Source organism: Streptosporangium sp. NPDC023963 (genome assembly GCF_040639135.1).
GTDB lineage: Bacteria > Actinomycetota > Actinomycetes > Streptosporangiales > Streptosporangiaceae > Streptosporangium.
Genome location: NZ_JBEZZK010000002.1, coordinates 27,961 through 51,763 on the forward strand (window position 1 = coordinate 27,961; position 23,803 = coordinate 51,763).

Below are 23,803 nucleotides of genomic sequence, written 5' to 3' on the forward strand. Positions count from 1 at the left end.
CGAGTGACGGAGGAGCCGGGAGCTCGGACGGCGAATCGAGTGCTGGAGGAGCCGGGAGCTCGGACCGCGAGTCGAGGGCTGGAGGAGCCGGGAGCTCGGACGGCGAGTTGCCGGTGCTCAGGTTCAGGGCCCGGACGATCTCTCTCCGGAAGGTCGGCGCATAGTCGTAGTCGAGCTCGCCGATCGCCCGGACCACGATGGCGCTTCCGCGCGCATCGGCCGATATCGAGAGCGTGTTCACACCTTCGGGTGGCATGGAAAGACTCCTTAGACCCGCAGTTCACAAGGCGGGCGTTCCCTCCGTCTTACCAGGTATGCAGTTCTGGTCGCCCCGATGGCGGGGAATTACAGTGTACTTGCGAGATTTCGTCCTATCTCGCGGATGGCGGGGGCGAACCACCCGCCCGAATCCCCTGCTCATCGAGCCTTCGTCCCGGACGGACGGCCCCGCCGCGCGGGCTCGGCCGGACCGGAACGGGACGGTCCGGAGCAGGCCGGAGCAGGCCGGAGCAGGCCGGAGCAGGCCGGAGCAGGCCGGAAAACCGGCAGGGCAGGCCGGAACGGGCTGGAAAGCCGACAAGGCCGGCCCCTCGGTCGAGGGGCCGGCCTGCGCGCTCCGGTGACACCGGGGCCGGATCGTGCGGGGTGCGGCCGGATCAGAGGCCGGACCGGGTGCCCGAGGTGACCCGGGTGCCCGAGGTGACCCGGGCACCCGAGGTCACCTGGGAACCCGGGGTGACCTGGACCGCCGTCACGGGCTGAGCCGGGCGGACGGGCGGGCGAGGTTCCGTGCGGGATCGCGCCGCTCCTCCCGGCGGCTCCACCGCTTGTGGTGCGCTCGGTGCCGGGCGTCGGCGCATGCCGCGTTCGGACGCCGGCCGTGGTCCGATCTCCTTGCCGAATCCCATCCGGTGGAGAAGCCATCCCAGGGCGCCTCCCAGGGCCACGACCCCCGCGCCGACCCAGAAGAAGGGGACGCTGGCGGCCACCATCGCCACCCCGGAGATCGCGAAGCCGGTGATGCAGACGATCGAGCCGGTCCAGCCCGCCACGGTGTGTCCCATGTCGTGCTCTTCGTGGATCTCCGCCAGCTCCGCGAGGTCTTTCCTTATCCCCACGATGTCTCCTCCATCTGGAGCGCCGCCCTCCGCGGGCCGTGGCGGATCGCCGGGTGGCAGGCGCTAGGTTGAATCCGCCCGTATCATTTATCTCACGAGCTAAGTTTCTTAGATAGTAAGGAGACTTTGTGGTGGAACGCAAGTCGGAGGCCGGCGTCTCGCCGCTGGAGGTCCTGGCCCGGATGGACCAGCTGATCGCGTTGAGCCTGGTCGGGCAGCACACGCTCGCCGAGCGTCTCGGCATCAACGTCACGGACCTGACGTGCCTGGGCTTCGTCCTCGGCGCGGGGGAGGAGGCGCTCACCGCGGGCCGCCTCGCCGAGCTGGCCGGTCTCACCACGGGGGCCGTCACAGGTGTGGTCAACCGTCTGGAGAGCGCCGGCTACGCCCGGCGCGTTCCCGATCCCCACGACCGGCGCCGTGTCCGGATCGTCCCGGAAGGGGATTCGGCCGCCCGCATCGCGGTGGCGTACGAGCCCACCTACCGGCGGCTCACCGAGCTCTTCGAGAGCTACGGCCCGGACGAGCTGGCCGCCATCTCCGACTGGTTCACGCGTGCCGCCGACGCCATGCGGACCTCCCTGGCCGAGATCCGCGAATCTCCGGCTCTCTGAGGCCGGGCACCGCTCCTGCCCTGTTTTCCGGAGGGCGCCGCAGACGGCTACCGGGTCCGCTCGGCCCCGGGCCGAGGACGGCGTCCCGTGACCCGGAGCGTCCGCGGGTCATAGCGTCGATCATGGTGATGGCGTCGGCCGGGGTGCCGGTCACCGGCGCGCGGGCGAGCTCGCGGCCGGTTCCCGCCGGGCGTTCACCCTCCGTCGCGGCGCGCGTTCTGCTTCGCGATTCCCTGGAGGACCTCGGTGACATGGGGCGCGCAGACCGGGTCGCGGGAGTGCCTGCCGGAGAACCAGCGCGTTTCGATCACATAGTCGGCCGGATGGCCGCAGAGACACTTGCCGGGAGTTCCGGAATCTGCCGGTACGACCGCCGTGCGGTGAGTCACCATGAGCTGACTTTAGACTCGTTTGACGCTTTTATGATGTTTCCTCGCTTTTTACTAATAAATCAATCGAGGCTTGCCCGGAATCATCTTGCCTTCCGAAACGGAGGGCTCCAGGGCCGGAACGGCGGGTGGGGGCGGTGGTTCACCGGACGCCGGCGGGCAGCGGTTCCGCGATCCGCGCGCCCGCCAGATCGGCGCTGACGGCGAACTTCCCCGACAGCCCGCTGACCTTCAGCAGCCCGCGCACCACCGGCGCCGGCGCGATCAGCCGCAGCGTGCCACCGTGCCGTACGGCCCTGCGCAGGGTGGAGAGCAGCACGGCCACCCCGCTGGCGTCCATGGCGGTGACCATGGACATGTCGAGCAGGAGCCGGTATCCCGGGCGGCCCAGCGCGGCCAGCAGGTGCTCGCGGAGCGCGTTGGCGGTGAAGATGTCGATCTTCCCTGCGACGTCGCAGACCATCCAGTCCGGGTGGGCGTGCGTGGACAGGTCCATGTGGACCTCCGATCGGCGGCCGCGGGCCTCAGCCCGTGGAGCGTCCGTTGGAATGGGCGGGCGGTGTGACCGATCGATGCCGCTGTGGCGATGTCGAAAGTGTGCCACACCGGGGTGCGTTTCCGCGGTGCCTGTTCGTCATCCCTGACATGTCCGGGGCCCGCGGATCCGCTTTCCGCCGGCGTCCGGCCCGGTGAGGGCGCTTGACGCGGGACTCACCCGGCCGCCGGCGGGCCGGCTCCGAGCGCCGCCAGCGCGGCCACCGCCGGGGGCCGAGCGTCTCGGCCGGCACGTCGGCGAACTCCACGGTGCAGTCCGAGAGCCCGCCGATGGCCACGACCGCGCGGGCGCGGGCCGCCAGGTCGGGGTCCGGGCCCAGCAGCAGGGTGATGAGCCGCCGCCGCCAGTGGCCCATGCGGGACCCCAGGTCGAGATGGGCCAGGGTGGACAGGTCGCGCACCACCATCATGGTCACCTCCCGGTGCCGGAAGGTGATGTCGAAGTAGCCCTGGAGGAGCTCGCGAGGGCTCTGCGGAGCGTTCGCCTCGGTGTCGGCCAGAAAGGCGTCGACATCGTCGATCAGCGGCTGGACGATGCTGCGGAGCAGGTCCTCCCGCGAGGTGAAGTGGTAGTAGAGCGCGGGTTTGGTGATCCCGAGCCGGTCGGCGATGTCGCGCAGGCTCGTCTGCTGCACGCCCTTCTCGGCGAACAGCTCCCGTGCGACCGTCTGGATGCGCGCCTTGGTATCGGACGGCCTCACCACCTGTTGTCGACCTGAGCGAGCTCCTCCACGGGGCGTCCCGCGACCGCGTGGAGTACGTGTTCGGCGACTCGATCGCGTCCCTCAGGGAGGACGGCGGCGGGATCGACGTCACCTTCGAGACGGGCGCGCCCGCAGGTTCGACCTGGTGATCGGTGCCGACGGCGTCCACTCGAACGTGCGCGGCCTGGCCTTCGGCGAGGAGTCGCGGTTCGCCGAGTTCGTCGGCACCTACCTCGGGGTCTTCTCCCTGCCCGACCACCGCGACCTCGACGTCGAGGTGCTCGCGTACGGCGACGTGGGCAGGATGGCCGCGTTCTACAGCGCGGCGCACCTGGACGAGGCGCGGGCGACCTTTCTGTTCCGCAGCGAGGAACTGGACTACCACCACCGTGACATCCCGCGCCGGAAGCGGCTGCTGCGGGAGGCGTTCTCCGGGGCGGGCCGGGAGGTGCCGAGGCTGCTCGACGAGATGGACCAGAGCTCCGCCTTCTATTTCGACTCGATCACCCAGATCCGGATGGACTCCTGGTCGCGCGGCCGGACAGCCGGTTCCAGCTGTGGGCCACCCTGCGGGGCACATGGCTGCTCGCCCACCTTCCCCGTGGCGTGATCCGGGCCCTGACCAGGCTCCGGCGTACGAGTGCGCGCCTGCACGACACGATCGAGCCGGAGGACTACTCCGGCAGGGAGCGGGCCGAGCGTGAGCGGGCGTGAGACCGGCCGGTCCCGGTCACCCGAACCGCCAGCGCGTCGCCGTCCTGCCGTCCGCGCCGTAACCGAAGGCACGCGTGGGCGTGATCCGGTAGAAGCCGTACTCCGGTGAGCCGGGAAGGGCCTCCTCGTGGACGGAGCCGTCGCGCACCGCGAGCTCCCACTCGTACTTCGCCCTGAAGGCGGCGGCCACCCGCCGGAGCTCGTCCTCGTCCCGTGCCCGGGTGGCGTTCCCCTCGACCACGAGGTCGAGGGTCTCGACGGCGACGGTGAGGACGCAGTGGGGGTTGACGGCGAGGTTCCTGGCCTTGCGGGACGTCGGGCGGGTGGTGATCCAGGGCGCGCCGCCGGCCCAGACCAGCAGCACCGGTACGGCGTGCGCGCGGCCGTCGGGCCACACCGTCGAGAGCCAGGCCTTCGGCGCGGACTCCAGGCACGCCCGCGCCTGGTCCCACGGTTTGACCGTCGCCTCGTCCGTGCTGAACGGCGTCGCGTCGGCCTCGCCGAACAGAAGTTCGGCGACGGGGGTCGTCTCGGTCATCGTGGATCTCCTCATCCTCGCGGTCCTGCCTGCTCGCCGGGCGACCGTCGCTCGGGTGGTGCTCAGATCCCCGCTCGCCCTACTCGCCGTACTCGTCGTGCAGGCGCCACCACGCGTAGGGCCGGCTTCGCGGCCGGCCTTCGGGGGAGTCCTCCCAGGTCTCCTGGCGGCCGAACGGCGTCAGGTCGAGGAAGGTCCAGCCGCTGCCGAGCCGTTCGACCCCGCGCCCCGTGGTGAAGTAGGTGCGGTAGACGCTGTCGCCGTCGCGAAGGAAGACGTTCAGCGCGAACCCGTCGCCCGCTCCCATGTCGTCGTTGAACGTGGTGCCCAGCGAGGAGAACCACGGGATCGTCCAGCCCATGCGCTCCCTGAACGGGGTGATCTCGGCCAGCGGGCCGCGGGACACCAGCACCAGGGAGGTGTCGCGCGCGTGGAGATGGCTCAGGTGCCCGATGTTGTCGGTGAACATCGAACACCCCGAGCAGAAGGCGTCGCCGCCCAGCCACATGAAGCTGTAGACGATGAGCTGGCGCCGCCCGTCGAACAGGTCGAGCAGGCTCACCGGCCCGTCCGGGCCCTCGAACACGTACCCGCCGCCGGCCCCTTCCCCGCCGACCCGGACCATCGGCATCCTGCGCCGCTCGGCGGCCAGCGCGTCCAGCGCGCGGGTGTGCTCCTTCTCCTTCACCAGCAGCGCCTCCCGCGCGGCCCGCCAGTCCTGGGCCGAGACGACCTGGGGGTGGTTCATGGTGCGCTCCCTCCGGTGAGTTCCTTCAAGGAACTTAGTTGGGGAGACGGTAACAGGGGATCGTTCCTTAAGGGAACCCTCTCGCCTAGACTGCTCCCATGCAGCGAACCCGATTCGGTGACATGGCCTGCTCGATCGCCCGCACGCTGGATGTCATCGGGGAGCCGTGGTCGCCACTGATCCTGCGGAACGTCTATGTCGGCATCAGCCGCTTCGACCAGATCCAGCAGAGCCTGGACATCTCACGCAAGGTGCTCGCCGAGCGGCTCAAGTGGCTGGTCGAGAACGACGTGCTGGAGCGGCGGGAGTATTCGAGCCGGCCGCCCCGCCACGAGTACACGCTCACCGCCAAGGGCATGGAGCTGTGCGACCTGCTCCTGGTGATGGTGCGCTGGGGCGACCGGTGGACGGCGGGCGAGGCCGGCCCGCCGGTGCTCTACCGTCACCACGCCTGCGGCGAGATCAGCCACGTCGAGCTGCACTGCTCGGTCTGCGACCGGCGGATGGGCGCCGCCGACGTCGACGTGCTGCCCGGCCCCGGGGCCGAACCCCCGGCCCCGTCACCCGACCAGGCGGGCACGGACCGGTACGAGCACGCCGGGCCCTGAGACGTGCGCCCGCCCCGGCGCCGGGCGCGGCCGGTCACCGGTGAGATGGAGCCCGGACTCGCGGTGCCGATCCCTTACCGGGCCTCCGCCCGCCCTCTGCCGATCCCCGCGGGGCCGGTGCCCGTCAGCCGCCCTCGGCGGTCGCGCGGGCGAGGAAGAGGGCCCGCTCGCGCTCGTTGCGGGTGAGCCCGGCGGCCCGCTCGAACTCCTCGCGCGCCTCGCCGAGGCGGCCCAGCTTCACGAGCAGGTCACCCCGTACGGCCGCCAGCAGCGGATAGCCCTTCAGCGCGCGCTCCGTCACCAGCCCGTCCACGATCTCCAGGCCGCGTTCCGGGCCGTACGCCATGCCCACCGCGACCGCGCGGTTCAGCTCCACCACGGGTGAGGGGGCGACGTGGGCGAGCACCCGGTACAGGGCGGCCATCCGTTCCCAGTCCGTGTCGCCGGCGGACGGCGCGCGGGCGTGGCAGGCGGCGATCGCGGCCTGCAGGCCGTACGGGCCCAGCGTGCCGAGCCCCTCGGCGCGGGCGAGCGAGTCCAGCCCGCGGCGGACGAGCAGCCGGTCCCACAGCCCCCGGTCCTGGTCGAGGAGCAGGACCGGCTCGCCGTCCGGTCCCGTCCTGGCGCGCGTGCGGGACGCCTGGATCTCCATCAGGGCGACGAGGCCGTGCACCTCGGACTCCTGCGGCATGAGACCCGCCAGGATCCGGCCCAGGCGCAGCGCCTCCTCGCAGAGCGAGGGGCGCATCCAGTCGTCGCCGGCGGTCGCCGAGTAGCCCTCGTTGAAGATGAGGTAGACGACCTCCAGGACCGACGAGAGCCGGTCGCCCAGCTCGGCCGGGGCGGGCATCTCGATCCGCACCCGCTTGTCGGTGAGGGTGCGCTTGGCCCTGAAGATCCGCTGCCCGACGGTCGGCTCGGGCACCAGGAAGGCGCGCGCGATCTCCTCCGTCGTCAGGCCGCCGAGCAGGCGGAGGGTGAGCGCCAGGCGTCCTTCCGTGGGAAGCACGGGGTGGCAGGCCGTGAAGAGGAGGCGCAGCACGTCGTCGCCGATGTGATCGTCGAGGGTGTCGTCCAGCTCGGCCTCGGCCGACTCCCGGCGGATCTCCATGTCCCGGCCGACCTCTTCGAGCTTCCGCTCGTACCGGTTCCTGCGGCGCAGCAGGTCGATCGCCCGATGCTTGGCGGTGAGCATGAGCCAGGCGCCGGGATTATCCGGTACGCCCGTCCTGGGCCACTGCTCCAGCGCGATGACCAGGGCGTCCTGCGCGAGCTCCTCGGCCAGCCCGACGTCGTGCACCATCCGGGCGAGCCCGGCGATCACCCTCGCGGACTCGATCCGCCAGACCGCCTCGACCACCCGGTGAGGATCCCCAACCGTCATGCTCCCCGATCCAAGCACGTCGTCCCCGCCCGCGACACCGCCCCGGCTTCACGCGGGGGCGGCGAAGTCCTCGGGGCCGAAGACGCGGTGGAGGTCGCCCTCGCCCTCCCAGCCCTCCCAGTGGTCGCGGTGGAGCCTCATGAAGCGGGAGACCCATTCCATGGCCTCCTCCTTCGACCTGACCTGGTAGATGGCGTAGCTGATCAGCTCCTTCGCCTCGGCGAACGGGCCGTCCGTGACGCTCAGCCTGCCCCCGGTGAGCTCGATCCGCGCGCCCTGGGTGCTCGGCGCCAGCCCGCCGTTGTCGAGCAGCACACCTGCCCTGGTGGCCTCCTCGCCGAGCTTCATGATGGCCTCCATCAGCTCGGCGGGCGGCGGGGTGTCGGGCCGGTGGGTGACCTTGAGGGTGGCCAGGTATCGCATTGTTTTTCTCCTTGGTCCTTTTTGAACGGTCTGGTCGGGTGGCGGGCCGGTTCAGGCGCGCCGGTAGAGGTGGAGCGACAGGGCGGAGAGCCAGGCCCAGATGACCACGATTCCGGTGACGAAGGCCAGGTTGGCCCAGATGGCGCCCCCGCTGCTCGCCATCGCGGCGAAGGTCACGAGGAACAACGCGCCGCTGAGCCGTGAGAAGACGGCCCGTCCCGTACGCCCTTCCGCGGCGAACCGCCGGCCGATGACGAAGCAGGCGACGATCACACACAGGAAGCCGACGGCGCCGCAGGCGAAGTGGAGCATTCCGTGCCAGCTGACCGGCCCCGGCCCCTCCGGCGTGCCGGCGGGGAAGCCCATCCCCGGGTCCGCCCGGAAGATCCCCGCGCCGACCAGGCTCACCCCGTACGCGCCGACGAGCCGGGGAGCCCAGGTCGCGCCGTGTCCGGGGGCCAGTGCGCGGCGCAGGCCGACCGCGCAGGCGACGCTCGCCAGCCCGGCGACGACGAGGTTGGCGATCTGGATCCAGCCAAGGCCGCCGTTGGCGAGCATGCTCCACACGTGGCGGGTGAGGTCGAAGCCCTCCCGGGTCAGCGCCTGGGCGAGGGAGACCGCGATGTACACCGGCCCGGCGATGACGCCGTAGCCCAGGAGCGACCTGGTGACACTCGTCTGCGGGTCGCAGGCCGTCGTGTTCGCGGTCCTCGTCGTCTGCTGTGTCATGGCCCTTCTCCTCACGCGTCCTGGGCCGGCTCCCGTGTTCCTCCCGGCCCTGTGACCACGCTTCGAACGGGCTCGGCCCGATTCGACACGGCGGCCGGATTTCTTTCAAGATTTTTTCGAGGGGTGGTCGCCTTGATACCCCAGGAGTGACCTCTGCCACTCTGATCTGCGAAAACAGGAGTCCTGGCCGGCGCGGGCGGGGCGACCGCGATCCGCGGCGGGTGGGGCGCCCCCGGCGCTGCGGAGACACGCGGTGGTGGCGCGGGCGTGAACCGCCCGCGGGTCTCGGACTTCGCACCGCCGGGGTGGCGTGGGATGATTTCCCCATCATGCCCGCGACGCTGCCCTTCCGTCTCGCCCGCGCGGCCGCCTTCGCCGCGGTCTGCCTGGGGCTGAGCGTGATGGCACACGTCCTCGCGGGAGGTTCGGTCTCCGTGCCGGCCGCGACCGTGGCCCTGGTGCTCGCCTTCGCCGCGGCTCTCGCCGTGTCGGGGCGCGAACGGACGCTGGCGGTGATCCTGCCGGTGCTGGCGGGCGCGCAGGCCGGGCTGCACGTGCTGTTCTCCCTCGCGCACGCCGCGTCCCCTGCCGAGATGATCGGGCATGTCCACTCGGGGCTGCTGCCCGGCCTGGGCATGCTGGTGGCGCACGGCTGGGCCGTCGGGCTGACCGCGCTGTGGCTGGCGCGCGGCGAGGCGGTGCTGTGGGCACTGCTCCGGCGGCTCGGCGTCCGGCTGGGCCGCGTGCTCATCGTGGTCGTGACCCCGGCGTACACGTCCCTCCTCACCGCGGGCGAGATCGAGCCGGGCGTCCTGCGCCCGGCCGTGCTGCGCCACGTCGTCAGCCGGCGCGGCCCTCCCCGGATCGTCACCGTCACCTCCGGCTGACCGCCCAGGTCACCCGGGGGCGTGACTCGTTCCCGAGCCCGCGCGTACGTGCGCGCGGGCCTGCGCCGACGCGGCCTTCCGGCTGCCCGGCGGACCGAATCAGCGTGACAATCCCGGCCGCGTGGCCGGCATGGCCCATCGAGGCGGCGTTCGGCCGCGGCCTGCCGGTACGGCCAGAAGAAAGGCGTCAACGTGTCTGCTCGTCGTATCAACCGTGCCGGAACCAGCCGTCACGGAGTCACCCGCGTCACCCACGCCGGAATCCGGCGTACCGCCCCCGCGGGCGTCCTGCTCGCGGCCGTGATGGTCCTGGGCGGATGTGGCTCCGAGGGCAGCACGGCACCGGCCGCCGCCCCGAGCACCGCCGCACCCGCGGCTACCCCCTCCACCCCCTCCACCGCCGCCGTCGCCGCCGTCGCGTTGACGATCACCGATCCGTGGGTGAAGACCGCGAAGAAGGGGATGAGCGCCGCCTTCGGCACCCTGGTCAACAACACCGACGCCGAGGTGACGGTCGTCTCCGGCGCCTCGCCGCTGTCCCCGAAGATCGAGCTGCACGAGGTCGTCGACTCCAAGGGAAAGATGATCATGCGGCCCAAGGAGGGCGGGATCGTGATCCCCGCGAGGGGCACCCACCTGCTCCAGCCCGGCGGCGATCACATCATGCTGATGGGCATCACCGAGGCGGTGAAGCCCGGCGCGCAGATTCCCTTCACCCTGACCCTCAAGGACGGCAAGACCGTGGAGTTCACCGCGGTCGGCAAGGACTTCGCCGGAGGCAAGGAGGACTACCGGCCCGGCATGGACATGGGGGACGGCCACGGCGACAAGGGCGACAAGGGTATGGACATGGGCGAGAGCAACGGCTGAGCGGGAACGAAGGAGAACTCATGCGAGACCCCCGACTCAGCCGTAGGGGCCTGCTCGCGGGAGGCGCCGCCACCGCGGTCGGCGCCCTCGCCGCGTGCGCCCCCGACCAGGCTGTCCCCCCAGTCGCCCCCCGATCCGATCCCCGTACCGCTCCGGCGGCGTTCTCCGTCTCCGGGGGTTCCGCGACGGAACCCTTCGACGGGGTTCACCAGGCCGGGATCGCGACGGCGCCCCAGACGTACGGGGTGTTCGTCGGCCTGGATCTGCTGCCGGACACCGACCGTGAGGCGCTGGTCCGGATGATGCGACTGCTCACCGACGACGCCCGGCGGCTGACCCAGGGCAGGCCGGCCCTGGCCGACACCGAACCGGAGCTGGCCGTCCTGCCCGCCAGGCTGACCGTGACCTTCGGGTTCGGCCCCGGCTTCTTCACGGCGGCCGGGCTGGCCGACCGCCGTCCGGAGGCGGCGGCGCCGCTGCCGGCCTTCGCGATCGACAGGCTCAGGAAGGAGTGGAGCGGCGGGGACCTGCTGCTGCAGATCTGCGCCGACGACGCCCTCACCCTCAGCCACGCCCTGCGCATGGTCGTCAAGGACGCGCGCTCCTTCGCGAAGGTCCGCTGGACCCAGCGGGGCTTCCGCCGCGCCGCGGGCACCCAGCCCGCCGGGCTGACCCAGCGCAACGTCATGGGCCAGCTCGACGGGACCGTCAACCCGGCACCCGGCACCCCCGAGTTCGACCGGGCCGTGTGGGTGAGCGGCGGTCCGGAGTGGCTGCGCGGCGGCACCACGCTGGTGCTGCGGCGCATCCGGGCGGAGATGGAGACCTGGGACGCCGTGGACCGGGTCGCCAAGGAGTTCACCGTGGGCCGGCGCCTGGACAACGGCGCCCCGCTCACCGGACGCGACGAGCATGACAAGGCCGACTTCGAGAAGCTCAACGCGATCGGCTTTCCCGTCATCTCCGAGCAGGCCCACATCCGCCGGGCCCATGTCGCCGACCCGAACCTGCGGATCATGCGCAGGGTCTACAACTACGACGAGGGGATCACCTCGGACGGGCACGCCGACTCCGGGCTGCTGTTCGCCTCCTACCAGGCCGACGTCTCCCGGCAGTTCGTCCCGATCCAGCGCAGGCTGGCCGAGGCCGACCTGCTCAACGAGTGGACGACCCCGATCGGCTCGGCCGTCTTCGCCATCCCGCCGGGATGCTCTCCCAACGGCTGGATCGGGGACGGCCTCCTGGGCTGAGAGGGACCGCTCTCGCCCGTGACGACCTTGTCGTCACCATGTCGTCACGGGCGCACGGCGGCCGTCCCGCGTTCCGCCGAACTCCTCGAAACCGGGACGGTCCTCCCCGCGGGGAGAGGTCGCCCGGTCAGGGAACTATCGGTAGTGGACGAAGACCGGGTTCGAGTAGAACCACAGGTCCTCCCAGGGGCTCTCCTTGCCGTCGGCGAGCGGCTCGGCCTCGTCGGTGCTCGTGCCGCGCACGCGGGCGTAGAAGTCGCCCTGCACGTCGCGCAGGGTGTGGCGGATGACGTACTCGTGTCCCGACCTGCGCCAGTCGCGCGGCCCGAACCGGGCCACGACCTTCGTGGTGGGGTTGGTGTCGGCGTCGAGGTTGGCGCTCGGGCCGGTGATCTGGCCGGTGATCAGGTCGACGCGCCGGACCTCGGGGTGGTCGCCGTTGGCGTTCTTGCCCTCCAGCGGCCGGAACCTGATCTCGATGTCGACGTCGGTGCGGTTGCGGCGGCTCACGGTGAGGGTCTCACCCGTGGTGGCCTGGCGGCCCTGGGTGCTCGCCGTGACGTCGAGGCTGGTGATCAGGTCGCCGGTGCCGACCCAGATCCGCCCGTTGCGCAGGCCGTCCATGATGTCGGCGTAGTCCTGCCTGGCGAGTACGTGGGTCTTGCTGTACTCGCCCGGCCAGAAGTCGGAGCCGCCGCGCGTCCAGTGCACGTGGGAGTCCGAGGTCGCGGTGATCCACCAGCGACGCCCCTCGCCGAGCAGCGAGTCCCAGAGGCCGCCGACGCGAGCCGTCATCTGGTCGAAGCCGCCGTAGGTGGGGTGGTTGCCGTAGCCGCCGCGCGCGCCGCCGTTGAGCGGGCCCGCCTGGTGGCCGGGAGCGCCCTCGAAGCCGACGTAGATCTCCGGTGCGGCGTTGTTGCCGTTGCGGAACTCGCGGGGGGTGTCCTGCCCGTAGACGCCGAGACCGGGCGCCGACCGTGAGGCGTGGTGGGCGATCACCAGCGGCTTCTGCCGCATGTCCTTCGCGGCCTTCAGGAACTCCACCATCTTGGCCTCGGTGTCGCGGCCGGGGTCGGCGGGGAACGCGTCGTGCTTGGCGAAGCGGCTCTCCAGCTCGAACAGCTGCTGTGCCTCACCGGAGTGGTGGGGGATCATCAGCGTGTGGTGGTCCAGCGCCGGGGCGTCGAACTCCATGCCCCAGAACTGGAGGACCTCGGGCACGAGCACGCGCGAGCGCAGGAGGTCGGGGTAGGCCTGCTCAAGGTTCACCTTCGAGTGCGTCGGACCGCCGTGGTCGGTGCACATCGCCCAGCTCAGGCCGAAGTACTTGGCCATGATCGCGTTGGTGACGATCGGGTACACGGCGTCGCCGCCCTTGGTGAACTTCGGCGGGTTCGTCGAGGTGTCGAAATCGCCGCTGTACTCCGAGTGCACGTGGTGGTCACCGGCGCGCCACACCCGGTCGCGGGAGTTGCCGCGGTTCTCGCTCCCGCGCTCGGGGTCCGCCTCCGCCCACGCCGGGCCGCCGGTCGCCAGCGGGCTCGCGGCGACCAGCGTCGCCCCGAGGCCGGCGTACTTGACCAATCGACGCCGCGAGATCGACGAGCGCTCGGGATCTTCGGTGTTCTGGTCCTTCACAATGAAGCCTTTCGGTCATCTGCAGCTTGGTCCCGATCCGCGAGTCTCGAAGGCCGCGCTGAACGCAACATGAACAGGGAACGGGACAACAAAGAACAACTGCCTCAGAAGGTTAGAAATCATCCCCGGGCGGTACCCGCCGGCCGCGTGGCACCATGACGGCCATGGACCACGCAGAGCTTCGGGCCTTCGCCGGCCGCTGGATCGAGGACTGGAACGCCCACGACGTCGAGGCCGTCCTGTCGCACTTCGCCGAGGACGTGCTCTTCACCTCCCCGACCGCGGCCGCGCTGGTCCCCGGCTCCGGAGGTGTGGTCCGGGGCAAGGCCGCCTTGCGCGAGTACTGGGCCGCGGGCCTGAGGAGCACCCCGGACCTGCGGTTCGAGATGATCGCCGCCTACGTCGGAATCGACACCCTGGTGATCAATTACCGCAACCTGACGGCGAGCGGCCGCCTGGTCAACGAGGTTCTCGTCTTCGACGGTCCCCTCGTCGTGGAGGGGCACGCCACACACCTCGACACCTGAGTGGGGCGCGGCGGCCGCGGCGCCGAACGCCCGTGAGCGACGGCGGACTCCGGGCGGTGGACGGTCGCCCGCCGGCCGGCTCTCCACCAGGCGGAGCGAACCGCCGGCCGGGCCCTCTCCAAGCCGCCGGCCGGCCCTCTCCAAGCCGCCGGCCGGCCCTCTCCAGGCGGAGCGAACCGCCGCCTGCCCCCTTCAGGCGGAGCGAAGCACCGGCCGCCCCTCTTCAGGCGGACCTTCCTCAGGCGGAACGGACCGCCGCCTGCCCGCGCGAAGCCGGAAAGGGCTTCTTACTCGAAGCTGTAAACATTGTAAAGAGCTTCCGTTCACGAATATCGGCGTCGATATTCACGGAGATCTGTTCCGGCGTCACCGGATATTTCGCCTCATTGTTAGGCCGTGGCAGAGTCCTGCCGCGAGAGGTACCCCCCGGACAAAGGCAGAGTCCATGGTCAAACGCGCCCTCGCAACCGCCGCCCTCTCCCTCACCGCACTGCTCGGATTAACGCCGCCCGCCTATGCGGTGACACTGGAGCAAAAGCTCGCCGCACTTTCGAGTTTCAGCCAGCCCACCGCGGCCAGCGCCGCGAGCTGGCTTTCCGCCTGGCAGAACCAGGGAGCCTGGGGGGACTACGCCTTCGACTGGTCGACCGATCTGTGTTCGAGCAGCCCCGACCAGCCACTCGGCTTCGACTTCAGGACGCCGTGCCGGCGTCATGACTTCGGCTACCGCAACTACAAGGCGGTGAGTCAGTTCCCGGCGAACAAGGCACGCATCGACGACGCTTTCTACTTCGACATGAGGCAGGTCTGCGCGAGATATTCCACCATCCCCAGAGGCACCTGCAACAGCCTCGCCTGGACCTACTACCAGGCGGTCAAGGAATTCGGCACGCTCAACGTCACCGGGGCGCAGATCGAGCGGATCCGCCAGGCGGCAGAACAGGCCTCCCAGGACGCGGCGGCCGAACAGGCCTCCCAGGACGCGGCGTGACCCGTCCCGCTCCCCGCGGGGGCGGAATCGCTCCCCCTCGCTGATCCGTGGCGGGCCGGCCTCGTGCCGGCCCGCACCGCGACGACGGTCCGCACCGCGACGACGGCCCGACGTCGCCGGACCGCGTTGACCTGGGGTAACCACACCGAACGCGGAAACCCCGGGAACGCTCACCACCACCCCGGGCACCGGGAGAAAACGTGGCACCACGCGACGCCGTCCACCCCGCGGGCCTCTCCGGGGCTCGCGTTCGCACCCCTTCATGCCTAATATGGTGGGCTGCGAGTGACAGGACACAAGGGAGACCAGAAGTGATAGGTGACGACGACATCTCCGGGTGATACCGGAAGTGATCGGCCACCGGCCGGCGCGTAGGAGCGCCGTCGCCGTGGCCATGCCGTCGTTTCACTGATCCCTGTTCCCCCGCTGGGCGGCCTTCGGCGCGCCCGCGTCCCACACGAGGTTTTCTCGCATGTCCGATGCGTTCATCATCTGCTCGAACCTTTCCTTCTCCTGGCCCGACGACACCCCGGTCTTCCAGGATCTCTCCTTCACCGTGGGCGGCGGCCGTACCGGCCTCGTCGCCCCGAACGGCGCCGGCAAGAGCACCCTGCTCAAGCTGATCGCCGGCGAGTACCGGCCCGGCGGCGGGACCGTGTCCGTCCAGGGCGTGCTCGGCTACCTCCCGCAGAGCCTGCCGCTGGCCGGCGACCTGACCGTGGCCGAGGTCCTGGAGATCGCTCCGGTGATCAGGGCCCTGGACGCCATCGAGTCGGGAGACGCCGGCGAGGAGCACTTCACCACGATCGGCAACGACTGGGACATCGAGGAGCGCACCCGTGCCCAGCTGGACCGGCTCGGCCTCGGGGAGCTCTCCCTCACCCGGCCCCTGCACACCCTCAGCGGCGGCCAGGTCGTCTCCCTCGGCCTGGCGGCGCAGCTGCTGAAGCAGCCCGACGTCCTGCTGCTCGACGAACCGACCAACAACCTCGACCTGGACGCGCGCCGCAAGCTCTACGGCGTGCTGGAGGACTGGAACGGCTGCCTGCTGCTGGTCAGTCACGACCGGGCACTGCTGGACCGGATGGACCGCATCGCCGAGCTCGACGGGGGCGAGATCCGCTCCTACGGCGGGAACTTCACCGCCTACGAGGAGGCCGCGCGCGCCGCGCGGGAGGTCGCGGAGAAGAACGTCCGCAACGCCGAGCAGGAGGTCAAGCGGGAGAGGCGGGAGATGCAGCAGGCCCGCGAGCGGGCGGCGCGGCGGGCCAGCAACGCCGCCCGCAACCTCAAGGACGCCGGGCTGCCGAAGATCTTCGCCGGGACGATGAAGCGCGACGCCCAGGAGTCGGCGGGCAAGGCGAACGAGATGCACGCCGCGCGGGTCAACGACGCCAAGGCCCGGCTCGACGAGGCGGGCCGCGCCCTGCGCGACGAGCAGAGGATCACGCTGGAACTGCCCGGCACCAACGTCCCGGCCGGACGCACGGTCTTCCTCGGCGAGCGGATGCAGGTCCACCACGGTGAGCGGGCCCTGTTCGCGGGGGAGGGCGCCGATCTGACGATCCGGGGACCCGAGCGGGTCGCGCTGACCGGCGCCAACGGCGCCGGCAAGTCCACCCTGCTGCGTCTGATCAACGGCGATCTGGAACCGGAGGGCGGCCGGGCCAGGCGGGCCGACGGCCGGGTCGCCTACCTGTCCCAACGGCTGGACCTGCTCGATCTCGACCGCACCGTGGCGGAGAACATGGCCACGTTCGCCCCCGCGATGCCGCAGGCCCAGCGGATGAACCTGCTCGCCCGCTTCCTGTTCCGCGGCTCCCGCGTTCACCTGCCGGTCGGTGCGCTGTCCGGCGGTGAGCGGCTGCGCGCCACCCTGGCCTGCGTGCTGTACGCGGAACCTGCGCCCCAGCTGCTGCTGCTGGACGAACCCACCAACAACCTCGACCTGGTCAGCGTCGGCCAGCTGGAGAGCGCGCTCAGCGCCTACGAAGGGGCGTTCGTGGTGGTCAGCCACGACGAACGCTTCCTCACGGAGATCAAGGTCGACCGCTGGCTGCGGCTCTCCGAGGGCCGGCTGCTGGAGACGGGAGCCCCGGCGGGGACGGAGGCGCCCACGGACGGCTTCGGGCACAGGTGATCCCGTCGTCGTGGCGTACGAGCGGGCCGGTTCACGTCCGGCCCCACGCCCTGGGCGCCGGCCCGTACCCGGCGTCGCCGTGCCCGGAGCCCTCGATCGTCTCCGGCCATTCCCCGCGACGCCTTCGACCGGGCCCGGGACTCAGCCGTGATCAGGGTTGTTGTGCCACTTCTCGAAGGGGGGAGCGGGTGAACTCGTGAGTTCCAGGAACTGCTTCGCCCTGTCGAGGCAGTTGGGGCAGAGGGGTTCCTCGACCGATCTGGCCGTCGCCTCCGGTGCCGGTTCGCGAAAGGTGGCCAAAACCGTCATACCTGGAGGAAGGCCGGTCTCGGGGTCGATCGTAACGGTCGTCACGCTCGCGGGGATGAAACTGAAGGTGCGCTTGCATGCGTAGCATTTGCCGATTGTCGTAATCTGCTCATCTGCCATATGGCGTCATCCTCCTTCGTGAGAATTATCAGTCGCCGACGAACGAGCGGGGAGCCCCATGGGCCGCATGGTTCTACGCCGGCTCGCCGGCCTTTCACTGGTGGTCGGGGGCATCTGGGCGGCGTCGGGATTCGCGTTCGTCGTCAGCGGTGCCATGCAGGCTCCTCACATCGTCGCCGTGTACGTTCACCCCATACCGCACCGGCTTCCCCTGAGCGTGTCAGCGGCCACGGACATGACCGCCGGGGCGATGTTCAGGCCGCCGAACATCCTGATGGCGGCGGGTTCCACGGTGGCCGAGAACGTACTGGCGCGCGGGGACGTCCTGCTGGGCGGTCTGTGCGCGGGGGGCGCGGGTCTTCTGTTGCACAGGTTGTTCCGGTCGTTTCTCCACGACCCGCCGGCTCGTCGACGGAATCCCGCCCGGATCGTCTGGTTGGGAGTGCTCTCCCTGGTCGCCGGCGCGGCCGGGCCCGCGATTCCGGTTCTCGCCTCCTCGATGGTCCTCGACCGGACGAAGCTCGCGGGCGCCTGCAGGCCGGCCGCCCTCTATTCCGGAGTTTCCGCGGTCCTTCTCGTGGGAGGGGTTCTCCTGCTCGTACTGGCGGAGATATATCGAAGCCGCGCGAAGCCGGACGAGCCACATCCCCGTGACCCCGTGTCGTGAACGGGTGTCAGCGCCGGGCGTCGGCGAGCTTGGCGCGGAGCGCCGCGGCGTCGAAGGGTACCCCCGGCGACTCCCAGAAGTTCTCGATCCCTCCCGCGTAGACGAATCCGTACGAGGGGGTCCCCGGCTGGAAACGCCATCCGTCCGCGAGTGCCCCGGCGTCGACGGTGTCATAACCGATCCGGTCGAGGAACGTGGTCACCTCTCCCCTCGCGCCGGCGTCGTCGCCCGCGATCGCCAGGGCACTGCGGTCCGCCGCGCCGGAGGGCCGGGGCAGCGCCCGCAGATGCCGGAAGTAGATGTTGTTGAAGACCTTGACGACCTTGGACATCGTCAGGTGCCGTTGCAGCAGCTCGCTGGAGGTGGTGGATCCGGCGTCGAGCTCCGGGAAGGTCCCGTCCCGCTCGGGGTAGTAGTTGTTGGTGTCGAGGACGGTCTTGCCGGCGAGCGGCTCCGCCGGAACGTCGAGGTAAGCCCGCAGCGGGACGCTGACGACCACCAGGTCGCCGGCCGCGGCGGCCTCGGCGGAGGTCGCGGCGGCGGCCCCCGGCCCGAGCTCGTCGACCAGTTCCTTCAATGTCCGGGGGCCGCGCGAGTTGCTCAGCACCACGTCGTAGCCCGCCGCGACGGCGAGCCGGGCGACCGTGCCCCCGATGTTTCCGCTGCCGATGAATCCAATGGTCGTCATGACGACCACTAACTTCCGCGCCGTACCCGGCATTCCCCGCCGCTTTTCCATGGACCGCGGGCGACTTTTCCATGGACCGCGGGCGACGCGGACGACGGCACCCTCCTGACCGCCCGGCTCGCGGGCCCGGCCGCGAGTGACCATGGTCGCCCCCCGGGCCCTCGCACCCTGGTCAAGGGCCCGCCGTTGCGTAGACTCGTGGTCATGAGCGCCGGGCATGCGCGTGAGGAGCTTCGTCACCCGGTGGAGCGGTCCGATCGGCCGGTGTGACCGCCACGTCTCCGGACACCGGCCCTGTGATCGCTGCCGTCGGTCGAGACGGCAGGCGCCAGGTCCCATACGTACGGCTTCTCGAGAAACCGGAGAGGCCACCGCCGATCTTGTCTCCGGCCCGCACCTCCGGCGACGCCGGCGAGGGTGATCTGAGGCGGGCGTGAGCGCGTACGCACCTCGCCGACGTGGAAGCCGACGTGGAAGAGGAATGATGAGCGACCCGGAGACCATGACCGCGGCGTACGTCACCCGGCCCGGCCCGGCGGACGAGATACGGATCGGCCGGTTCCACGTGCCCGAACCCGGCTCGTCGGAGGTCCTGGTGAAGGTGCGGGCACTCGCCGTCAACCACGTCGACACCTTCGTCCGCTCCGGCGCCTACCGGACGCGCCTGCCGTACCCGTTCGTCATCGGCCGTGACCTGGTGGGGACCGTGATCAGGGCGGCACCGGGGTTCGCCCCCGGCGACACGGTGTGGTGCAACAGCCTGGGGTTCGACGGCCGTCAGGGCTCCTTCTCCGATTACGCCGCCGTGCCCGCCGACCGGCTCTACCACCTGCCCGGCGGCGTCGATCCGGAGAACGCGGCCGCCTGCCTGCACACCGCCGCCACCGCGCACATCGGCCTGTTCAGGGAGGCGGGCCTGCGGATCGGGGAGACGATCGTCGTGACCGGCGCGGGAGGCGGAGTCGGCACCGCCGCCGTTCAACTCGCCGCGGCCACGGGGGCGCGGGTCGTCGCGACCGCGCGCCCGGACGACTTCGACTGGTGCCGGCGGTGCGGCGCCGACGAGGTCGTCGACTACCACGACCCGGATGTGTACGGGGAGATCGCCGGACTCGCTCCCGGCGGGGTGGACGTGTTCTGGGACAACGCGGGCCGGCACCACCTGGAGCGGACCGTTCCCCTGCTCGCCCGCGGCGGCCGGGACCCTGCCCCTGCGGGCCGTACCGCGCAGGTCAGGAGAAGTGGACCTCGGGGCCCGGCCAGGCTCCGTCCTCGGTGAACCGCGATCCCCAGTAGAACGGGTTCACCTCGCGAAGAGTGCGAGCGCTCCATCCCGTCACGCTGGAGTCGTCGGGCACGCCGACCTGGACGTCAGGTCCCCACAGGGCCAGGCGTTCCCGGCCGGCCGCAAGGACGCGCCGCCTGGAAGCCGACCCCGTACTCAGGAAGCTCGCGCCGGAATTCCGGCTCGGTATCGTCTCCAACTCGTCGCCGGCGCACCAGCGGTTGCGCATCCGGCACGCGAGCCGTGGCGCGCCGTCCTTGGCAGGAGGCGAGGACGCCGCCGTCCAGCGGAAAAGCTGTGGAGACCGTCGCGCCAGGCTGTTACGAAAGGCGGAGGACAGGGATACGGGCGAAAGGTGACGGGTGGCGTGGACGCGACCGGGAAACTCGTGATCGGTGATGTGCCGATCGTGGCGGAAGACCATGGTGGGCACGGTGGGGACGTGCTTCTCCTGCACGGTGGCGGGCGGACACGCGGGGATTGGGACGTCTTCGCGGGGCTTCTCGTGAGCGCCGGGTTCCGGCCGGTGTCCATGGACCTACGCGGCCATGGTGAGTCCGGTGCGGCGCCGTGGTCGTGGGAGGAGGTGCTGGCGGACGTCGCCGCCGTCGTGGAGGGGTTCGGACTTCACCGGCCTGTGGTCGTCGGACATTCCCTGGGAGGCATGGTCGCCGCGCTGTGGGCCGGGGAGCATCCGGAGTGTCCGCTCGCGGTGAACCTCGACGGTCACGGCAACCCGACACGGCCTGGGCAGTTCCTCGGTCTGGACGAGGTGCGGGCGACGCGTGCCTGGCAGGAGATGACCTCGTTTCTGAACGAGATGGGGCAAGGGCTCTCCGAGTCGTTTCTCCAGGTCATGCGGGAGATCGACGCTCTCGACCTTTTCTCCGCCTATCGTGCTGCGCGTTGCCCGCTGCTTGTCGTCAGCGGTGACGCGAGGGCCTTCGCGGGCGTGTTTCCCGAAGATCTCGTTCCTGCCTGGAACGCGTACTGCGCGTGGGTGGAGCACGAGCTGCGGGCGGCCGTGCGAGAGACGTCGTTGGTGCGAACGACGTCCTTGCCTACCGGACATGATCCACACCGTGAGGATCCGGAGGGGTTGTTGCGTCTCCTGACCGGACACCTCGCCCGGTGTGACGAGGGCGTGGAGCGGGTGACGGGAAAGGCTCACGACTCGGCTCCGGGCGGTGCAGGACGGGGGCGGACATGAGCCACGATGTGCACCTGCCGCGGCAGCCGTCGCAGTACCTCGCAACCACGGGCGGAGTGAGCCACAAGCATGATCACGCCAGGGCCTGGCCGAGCCCCCGCAGGGCGGGCCACCTCCTGGAAACCGATGCGAGGGCACGCTACGGATGAGCGCTGACACGTCCGGGTCACCGCAGGAGCGAGCCCTCCGCCATGTCGCGACCCTGTCGTCAGGCGGGCCACTCGACCCCCGGATGCGTGTGACCCTGAATTTCCATCCGGACCGGATGGCGGGCGGTCGGCCGATCCTGCTCGGACTGGCGGACGACGGCCTCTACCACTCGCAGTTCGTCACGGGCACGAGCAACGGTGGTCTGACCGCTCATCCGGGCGGGGACCGGTGGCGCTGGGAGAGCCGGATCTTCGGTGGCGCGTACGACCACGCACCGCCTCACGATCGCCCCGTCTACGGCGCGCTGAACTTCCGCGGTAAGCCCGTCGGCGCGGCGCCACGGTTCGGATCCGCTCACTTCAGGCTGACCGCGGAGACCCTGTCGCGAGCCACGTTCTGTTATCCGGACAGCTTCTTCGAGCCGTCGGCCTTCGGAGTCGTGTCCCGCATGGCACTCATCGAGTTGGCCGACGCCGACGATCCGGACGCCCTGGACGACTACATCGAGGCCCAGGTGCACGGGCCGGTCAGGCTCGACCGTGACGTGGAGGCCCTGGTCCTGGATCCGAGCTATCGCGGAACAGCCGTGCAGGCCGCGGCCCACCGGCTTCCGTGCTCGATCGAATGGCACGCCGGATTCCGGCTCGCCGTCGACCGGTTGCGACGCCATCCGGATTACCGCGGGCAGGAGTACGTCGATCTGGGTACCGAGATCGCCGTGGACGGTCACCTCGATCCGCGGATCATCGGAGACGCGGCCGGCACAGGTCGCTATGACCCGCAGGCCCTCAAAAAGGTCTGGCACTGTCTGGCACGTTTCGGATCGCCGTTCGACGCGGGCCGGGCGAAGGCTCGTCGCGATGTCGCCGGCTCGGGGAGCGCGTCGAGTACGGCGGGTGGGACGGCCGGGTAGGGCCTCGGACCGATCGCGAGTGAGCGTGGCCGAGATCCCACGTCACCCTGGTCGACGGCCCGGGGACGGGCTGTCTCCGGCTCCGGGGGACGCGGCCGGCGAAACGCGACGGGTGCGTATGGAATCCGGCGACCACGACTCGGCGCCTGTCCAGGCGGCGTGCCACGCGCTTCGCCGGAATCGCATCGATCATCCGTCTTGCGGAGCCTTACTCGACGTCGTCTCGGGGTGCCGGCGAGGGTTGGACGATCGGCGGCTGAGGCCACGTGGCGGGCATGCGGAGATGCTGGGCCGGTGAGGATGTTCGTGCTGATCAGGGCGGCTCGACGCGCGAGCCCCGGCAGGTCATGCGGAAGGGTTTTTCGCCCTCACGCTCGCCAGGCGCCAAGGCAACGCGCCATGAACCGGAAGGGGACGGCCTGCCCCCTGGTCTGGTCAACGGTGCCGGCCAGATGCAGGTCGAGCTCCGGGCAGTGGAAGAGCCAGGTCCCGGTGACCCCCGAGTGGCCGACGAGCGTGACAGGGCGGCGCCCCGGTGACATGAGCCGGCCGACCTTGAAGAACATGGTGCCCAGCCCGTACCGGAGGATGGGGATGTTGCGCAGCCGGTTGCGCCGCTCGGTGAGCAGTCCCAGCGAGCGGGTGTCACCGAAGAGCCGGCCGTCGAGCAGCGCCCGCTGAAAGGTGAGGAGGTCACCGGTGGTGCTGAACAGGTCGTTGGAGGATTCGAGCATCGAGGCCAGTTCCACGCGGCGCTGTTTCGCGTAGAGCGGCGAGGGCGCTGCGGTCGCCGGATCCGGCGGGCGGTGTCCTGGGAGCCAGGTGCGCGTGAGGCCGAGCGGACCCAGGATCCGTTCGGCCAGCAGATCGGCGAACGACCGATCGGTCACCGTCTCCACGATGCGGATGAGCAACTGGAAGCCGGTATCGGAGTAGCGGGCCTTCTGCCGAGCGGCCGTGAGATCCTGCGGCTCGAAGTGCGGGCGCTGCTCGCGCGTGGTTCGCATCGTGTCCTCGAAGGTCCAGGCCAGATCCTGACCGGCGGCGAGGCGCTCATACAAGCTGGGGCCTTCGCCGCGCTTCTCGAAGTAATCCGGCAATCCGGACGTGTGGCTCGCGAGGTGGCGCACCGTGATCGCGGACGTCCGGTCGATCCCCCCGAGGACATGGAGTCCAGCGATCATCTCCGCCGGCAGACAGCTGCCGATCGGCGCGGCCAGTTCGAGCTCGCCGCGCTCGTGCGCCTGCAGCACCAGCGTGATGATGAAACGCTTGGTGACGCTCGCGATGAAGAACGGGGTGTCGGGGCTCGACGGACGGCCGTCGGCACCGGCGGGTCCGGAGGCGGCGGACCAGCGCTGTTTCCCGTCGCCGCTTGTGACGGCGAGGTTGGCGTGGTGCACGCCGCGTCGCGCGACGAGGCTCTCCAGCAGGCCCGTCAGCCGCGCGTCGACGTCGTCGGGAACGTGATTGTCGTGAGCGGTGGTCGTGGCGAGCGGTGATCTCACGTGAGTGTTCCTTGTCTCCGTTACCTCAACGCGCCCCCTCGGCGCCATGCCCTCCACCGGCCGGGGCGGTCAGCCGGCATTCGTGACCCCGAGCACCATCCTGGGAACCTGCTATATGTCTAATAG

26 protein-coding genes and 1 pseudogene are annotated in these 23,803 nt (G+C 70.6%); 13 read left to right on the top strand and 14 right to left on the bottom strand.

The annotated features are described in order from the left end of the window. Nucleotides 1-256: pseudogene (locus AB0F88_RS06190) on the bottom strand (hypothetical protein); the annotation flags it as partial. 400 nt (nucleotides 257-656) lie between these two features. Further along, nucleotides 657-1,118 carry an HGxxPAAW family protein gene (locus tag AB0F88_RS06195; protein ID WP_362678039.1) on the bottom strand — a complete coding sequence of 154 codons (462 nt, stop codon included), beginning with the start codon at nucleotides 1,116-1,118 and terminating at the stop codon, nucleotides 657-659. Between the two features lie 131 nt (nucleotides 1,119-1,249). On the opposite strand from AB0F88_RS06195, the gene AB0F88_RS06200 reads away from it, so the two are divergent. Beyond that, on the top strand, nucleotides 1,250-1,732 hold the full coding sequence (locus AB0F88_RS06200; RefSeq protein ID WP_362678041.1) for a MarR family transcriptional regulator: 483 nt from the start codon (nucleotides 1,250-1,252) through the stop codon (nucleotides 1,730-1,732). A 194-nt stretch (nucleotides 1,733-1,926) separates the two neighbouring features. On the opposite strand, the gene AB0F88_RS06205 is transcribed toward AB0F88_RS06200, so the two are convergent. From AB0F88_RS06205 to AB0F88_RS06215, 3 genes are all read right to left on the bottom strand, one after another. Further along, nucleotides 1,927-2,124, bottom strand: a complete 198-nt coding sequence (locus AB0F88_RS06205; protein WP_362678043.1) for a hypothetical protein — start codon at nucleotides 2,122-2,124, stop codon at nucleotides 1,927-1,929. A gap of 139 nt (nucleotides 2,125-2,263) precedes the next feature. Next, nucleotides 2,264-2,617, bottom strand: coding sequence for an STAS domain-containing protein (locus AB0F88_RS06210; RefSeq protein WP_362678045.1), 354 nt, complete (start codon nucleotides 2,615-2,617; stop codon nucleotides 2,264-2,266). Between the two features lie 28 nt (nucleotides 2,618-2,645). Further along, a complete protein-coding gene (locus AB0F88_RS06215; protein WP_362678047.1) occupies nucleotides 2,646-3,377 on the bottom strand; it encodes a TetR/AcrR family transcriptional regulator in 732 nt (243 codons plus the stop codon). 148 nt (nucleotides 3,378-3,525) lie between these two features. Here AB0F88_RS06215 and AB0F88_RS06220 point away from each other — a divergent pair, with 148 nt between their 5' ends. After that, nucleotides 3,526-3,990 carry a hypothetical protein gene (locus tag AB0F88_RS06220; RefSeq protein WP_362678048.1) on the top strand — a complete coding sequence of 155 codons (465 nt, stop codon included), beginning with the start codon at nucleotides 3,526-3,528 and terminating at the stop codon, nucleotides 3,988-3,990. A 120-nt stretch (nucleotides 3,991-4,110) separates the two neighbouring features. Here AB0F88_RS06220 and AB0F88_RS06225 read toward each other — a convergent pair whose 3' ends face one another. Then, nucleotides 4,111-4,632, bottom strand: a complete 522-nt coding sequence (locus AB0F88_RS06225) for a pyridoxamine 5'-phosphate oxidase family protein (RefSeq protein ID WP_362678050.1) — start codon at nucleotides 4,630-4,632, stop codon at nucleotides 4,111-4,113. A 79-nt stretch (nucleotides 4,633-4,711) separates the two neighbouring features. Further along, nucleotides 4,712-5,380, bottom strand: a complete 669-nt coding sequence (locus AB0F88_RS06230; protein WP_362678052.1) for a DUF899 domain-containing protein — start codon at nucleotides 5,378-5,380, stop codon at nucleotides 4,712-4,714. A 98-nt stretch (nucleotides 5,381-5,478) separates the two neighbouring features. On the opposite strand from AB0F88_RS06230, the gene AB0F88_RS06235 reads away from it, so the two are divergent. Beyond that, complete coding sequence (locus AB0F88_RS06235; RefSeq protein ID WP_362678054.1) at nucleotides 5,479-5,988, top strand: helix-turn-helix domain-containing protein; 510 nt, start codon at nucleotides 5,479-5,481, stop codon at nucleotides 5,986-5,988. Nucleotides 5,989-6,112: 124 nt separating this feature from the next. Here AB0F88_RS06235 and AB0F88_RS06240 read toward each other — a convergent pair whose 3' ends face one another. From AB0F88_RS06240 to AB0F88_RS06250, 3 genes are read right to left on the bottom strand one after another with little or no spacing between them, the layout of a single operon-like run. Then, complete coding sequence (locus AB0F88_RS06240; protein ID WP_362678056.1) at nucleotides 6,113-7,372, bottom strand: RNA polymerase sigma factor; 1,260 nt, start codon at nucleotides 7,370-7,372, stop codon at nucleotides 6,113-6,115. Nucleotides 7,373-7,420: 48 nt separating this feature from the next. Next, nucleotides 7,421-7,795: a YciI family protein gene (locus AB0F88_RS06245; protein WP_362678058.1), complete on the bottom strand. Its 375-nt coding sequence runs from the start codon at nucleotides 7,793-7,795 to the stop codon at nucleotides 7,421-7,423. Nucleotides 7,796-7,846: 51 nt separating this feature from the next. After that, complete coding sequence (locus tag AB0F88_RS06250) at nucleotides 7,847-8,524, bottom strand: DUF998 domain-containing protein (RefSeq protein WP_362678060.1); 678 nt, start codon at nucleotides 8,522-8,524, stop codon at nucleotides 7,847-7,849. Nucleotides 8,525-8,853: 329 nt separating this feature from the next. On the opposite strand from AB0F88_RS06250, the gene AB0F88_RS06255 reads away from it, so the two are divergent. The 3 genes from AB0F88_RS06255 (at nucleotide 8,854) to AB0F88_RS06265 (ending at nucleotide 11,531) form a co-directional block, all read left to right on the top strand. Beyond that, nucleotides 8,854-9,411, top strand: coding sequence for an MFS transporter (locus AB0F88_RS06255; protein ID WP_362678062.1), 558 nt, complete (start codon nucleotides 8,854-8,856; stop codon nucleotides 9,409-9,411). A 192-nt stretch (nucleotides 9,412-9,603) separates the two neighbouring features. Beyond that, nucleotides 9,604-10,281, top strand: a complete 678-nt coding sequence (locus AB0F88_RS06260) for a copper chaperone PCu(A)C (protein WP_362678064.1) — start codon at nucleotides 9,604-9,606, stop codon at nucleotides 10,279-10,281. A 20-nt stretch (nucleotides 10,282-10,301) separates the two neighbouring features. Then, nucleotides 10,302-11,531 carry a Dyp-type peroxidase gene (locus AB0F88_RS06265; protein WP_362678066.1) on the top strand — a complete coding sequence of 410 codons (1,230 nt, stop codon included), beginning with the start codon at nucleotides 10,302-10,304 and terminating at the stop codon, nucleotides 11,529-11,531. A gap of 135 nt (nucleotides 11,532-11,666) precedes the next feature. Here the strand turns inward: AB0F88_RS06265 and AB0F88_RS06270 are convergent, their stop codons facing one another. Then, entirely contained in the window at nucleotides 11,667-13,169 is a 1,503-nt protein-coding gene (locus AB0F88_RS06270; RefSeq protein ID WP_362678068.1) for a phosphoesterase, read from the bottom strand. 164 nt (nucleotides 13,170-13,333) lie between these two features. Between AB0F88_RS06270 and AB0F88_RS06275 the strand changes: the two genes are divergently transcribed. The 3 genes from AB0F88_RS06275 (at nucleotide 13,334) to abc-f (ending at nucleotide 16,827) form a co-directional block, all read left to right on the top strand. Continuing rightward, nucleotides 13,334-13,696: a nuclear transport factor 2 family protein gene (locus AB0F88_RS06275; RefSeq protein WP_362678070.1), complete on the top strand. Its 363-nt coding sequence runs from the start codon at nucleotides 13,334-13,336 to the stop codon at nucleotides 13,694-13,696. Nucleotides 13,697-14,141: 445 nt separating this feature from the next. Continuing rightward, the gene (locus AB0F88_RS06280; protein WP_362678072.1) at nucleotides 14,142-14,687 is read left to right on the top strand and encodes a phospholipase; all 546 of its coding nucleotides are present in this window, start codon (nucleotides 14,142-14,144) and stop codon (nucleotides 14,685-14,687) included. Nucleotides 14,688-15,159: 472 nt separating this feature from the next. Beyond that, complete coding sequence (gene abc-f / locus AB0F88_RS06285; protein WP_362678074.1) at nucleotides 15,160-16,827, top strand: ribosomal protection-like ABC-F family protein; 1,668 nt, start codon at nucleotides 15,160-15,162, stop codon at nucleotides 16,825-16,827. Nucleotides 16,828-16,968: 141 nt separating this feature from the next. Here the strand turns inward: abc-f and AB0F88_RS06290 are convergent, their stop codons facing one another. Further along, the gene (locus AB0F88_RS06290; protein WP_362678076.1) at nucleotides 16,969-17,256 is read right to left on the bottom strand and encodes a hypothetical protein; all 288 of its coding nucleotides are present in this window, start codon (nucleotides 17,254-17,256) and stop codon (nucleotides 16,969-16,971) included. A 58-nt stretch (nucleotides 17,257-17,314) separates the two neighbouring features. Here AB0F88_RS06290 and AB0F88_RS06295 point away from each other — a divergent pair, with 58 nt between their 5' ends. Continuing rightward, nucleotides 17,315-17,923 (top strand): hypothetical protein, encoded by a 609-nt coding sequence (locus AB0F88_RS06295; RefSeq protein ID WP_362678078.1) that lies wholly within the window; start codon nucleotides 17,315-17,317, stop codon nucleotides 17,921-17,923. 7 nt (nucleotides 17,924-17,930) lie between these two features. On the opposite strand, the gene AB0F88_RS06300 is transcribed toward AB0F88_RS06295, so the two are convergent. Next, nucleotides 17,931-18,611, bottom strand: a complete 681-nt coding sequence (locus AB0F88_RS06300; RefSeq protein WP_362678080.1) for an NAD(P)-binding domain-containing protein — start codon at nucleotides 18,609-18,611, stop codon at nucleotides 17,931-17,933. Nucleotides 18,612-19,095: 484 nt separating this feature from the next. On the opposite strand from AB0F88_RS06300, the gene AB0F88_RS06305 reads away from it, so the two are divergent. The 3 genes from AB0F88_RS06305 (at nucleotide 19,096) to AB0F88_RS06315 (ending at nucleotide 22,169) form a co-directional block, all read left to right on the top strand. Continuing rightward, entirely contained in the window at nucleotides 19,096-19,890 is a 795-nt protein-coding gene (locus tag AB0F88_RS06305; RefSeq protein WP_362678082.1) for a zinc-binding dehydrogenase, read from the top strand. A 373-nt stretch (nucleotides 19,891-20,263) separates the two neighbouring features. Further along, a complete protein-coding gene (locus AB0F88_RS06310; RefSeq protein WP_362678084.1) occupies nucleotides 20,264-21,106 on the top strand; it encodes an alpha/beta hydrolase in 843 nt (280 codons plus the stop codon). A 232-nt stretch (nucleotides 21,107-21,338) separates the two neighbouring features. Then, nucleotides 21,339-22,169: a DUF3626 domain-containing protein gene (locus tag AB0F88_RS06315; protein ID WP_362678086.1), complete on the top strand. Its 831-nt coding sequence runs from the start codon at nucleotides 21,339-21,341 to the stop codon at nucleotides 22,167-22,169. Nucleotides 22,170-22,537: 368 nt separating this feature from the next. Here the strand turns inward: AB0F88_RS06315 and AB0F88_RS06320 are convergent, their stop codons facing one another. Further along, nucleotides 22,538-23,725 (bottom strand): serine hydrolase domain-containing protein, encoded by a 1,188-nt coding sequence (locus AB0F88_RS06320; RefSeq protein WP_362680547.1) that lies wholly within the window; start codon nucleotides 23,723-23,725, stop codon nucleotides 22,538-22,540. Nucleotides 23,726-23,803: the final 78 nt, after the last annotated feature.

Bases quoted from the DNA above. Each gene is read 5' to 3' on its own strand.
- AB0F88_RS06250 (WP_362678060.1), bottom strand. From the start codon at position 8,524: ATGACACAGCAGACGACGAGGACCGCGAACACGACGGCCTGCGACCCG.
- abc-f (WP_362678074.1), top strand. From the start codon at position 15,160: ATGTCCGATGCGTTCATCATCTGCTCGAACCTTTCCTTCTCCTGGCCC.
- AB0F88_RS06230 (WP_362678052.1), bottom strand. From the start codon at position 5,380: ATGAACCACCCCCAGGTCGTCTCGGCCCAGGACTGGCGGGCCGCGCGG.
- AB0F88_RS06275 (WP_362678070.1), top strand. From the start codon at position 13,334: ATGGACCACGCAGAGCTTCGGGCCTTCGCCGGCCGCTGGATCGAGGAC.
- AB0F88_RS06210 (WP_362678045.1), bottom strand. From the start codon at position 2,617: ATGGACCTGTCCACGCACGCCCACCCGGACTGGATGGTCTGCGACGTC.
- AB0F88_RS06245 (WP_362678058.1), bottom strand. From the start codon at position 7,795: ATGCGATACCTGGCCACCCTCAAGGTCACCCACCGGCCCGACACCCCG.
- AB0F88_RS06290 (WP_362678076.1), bottom strand. From the start codon at position 17,256: ATGGCAGATGAGCAGATTACGACAATCGGCAAATGCTACGCATGCAAG.
- AB0F88_RS06205 (WP_362678043.1), bottom strand. From the start codon at position 2,124: ATGGTGACTCACCGCACGGCGGTCGTACCGGCAGATTCCGGAACTCCC.
- AB0F88_RS06280 (WP_362678072.1), top strand. From the start codon at position 14,142: ATGGTCAAACGCGCCCTCGCAACCGCCGCCCTCTCCCTCACCGCACTG.
- AB0F88_RS06305 (WP_362678082.1), top strand. From the start codon at position 19,096: ATGAGCGACCCGGAGACCATGACCGCGGCGTACGTCACCCGGCCCGGC.
- AB0F88_RS06225 (WP_362678050.1), bottom strand. From the start codon at position 4,632: ATGACCGAGACGACCCCCGTCGCCGAACTTCTGTTCGGCGAGGCCGAC.
- AB0F88_RS06235 (WP_362678054.1), top strand. From the start codon at position 5,479: ATGCAGCGAACCCGATTCGGTGACATGGCCTGCTCGATCGCCCGCACG.
- AB0F88_RS06295 (WP_362678078.1), top strand. From the start codon at position 17,315: ATGGGCCGCATGGTTCTACGCCGGCTCGCCGGCCTTTCACTGGTGGTC.
- AB0F88_RS06320 (WP_362680547.1), bottom strand. From the start codon at position 23,725: ATGGCGCCGAGGGGGCGCGTTGAGGTAACGGAGACAAGGAACACTCAC.
- AB0F88_RS06300 (WP_362678080.1), bottom strand. From the start codon at position 18,611: ATGACGACCATTGGATTCATCGGCAGCGGAAACATCGGGGGCACGGTC.
- AB0F88_RS06315 (WP_362678086.1), top strand. From the start codon at position 21,339: ATGCGTGTGACCCTGAATTTCCATCCGGACCGGATGGCGGGCGGTCGG.
- AB0F88_RS06255 (WP_362678062.1), top strand. From the start codon at position 8,854: ATGCCCGCGACGCTGCCCTTCCGTCTCGCCCGCGCGGCCGCCTTCGCC.
- AB0F88_RS06240 (WP_362678056.1), bottom strand. From the start codon at position 7,372: ATGACGGTTGGGGATCCTCACCGGGTGGTCGAGGCGGTCTGGCGGATC.
- AB0F88_RS06265 (WP_362678066.1), top strand. From the start codon at position 10,302: ATGCGAGACCCCCGACTCAGCCGTAGGGGCCTGCTCGCGGGAGGCGCC.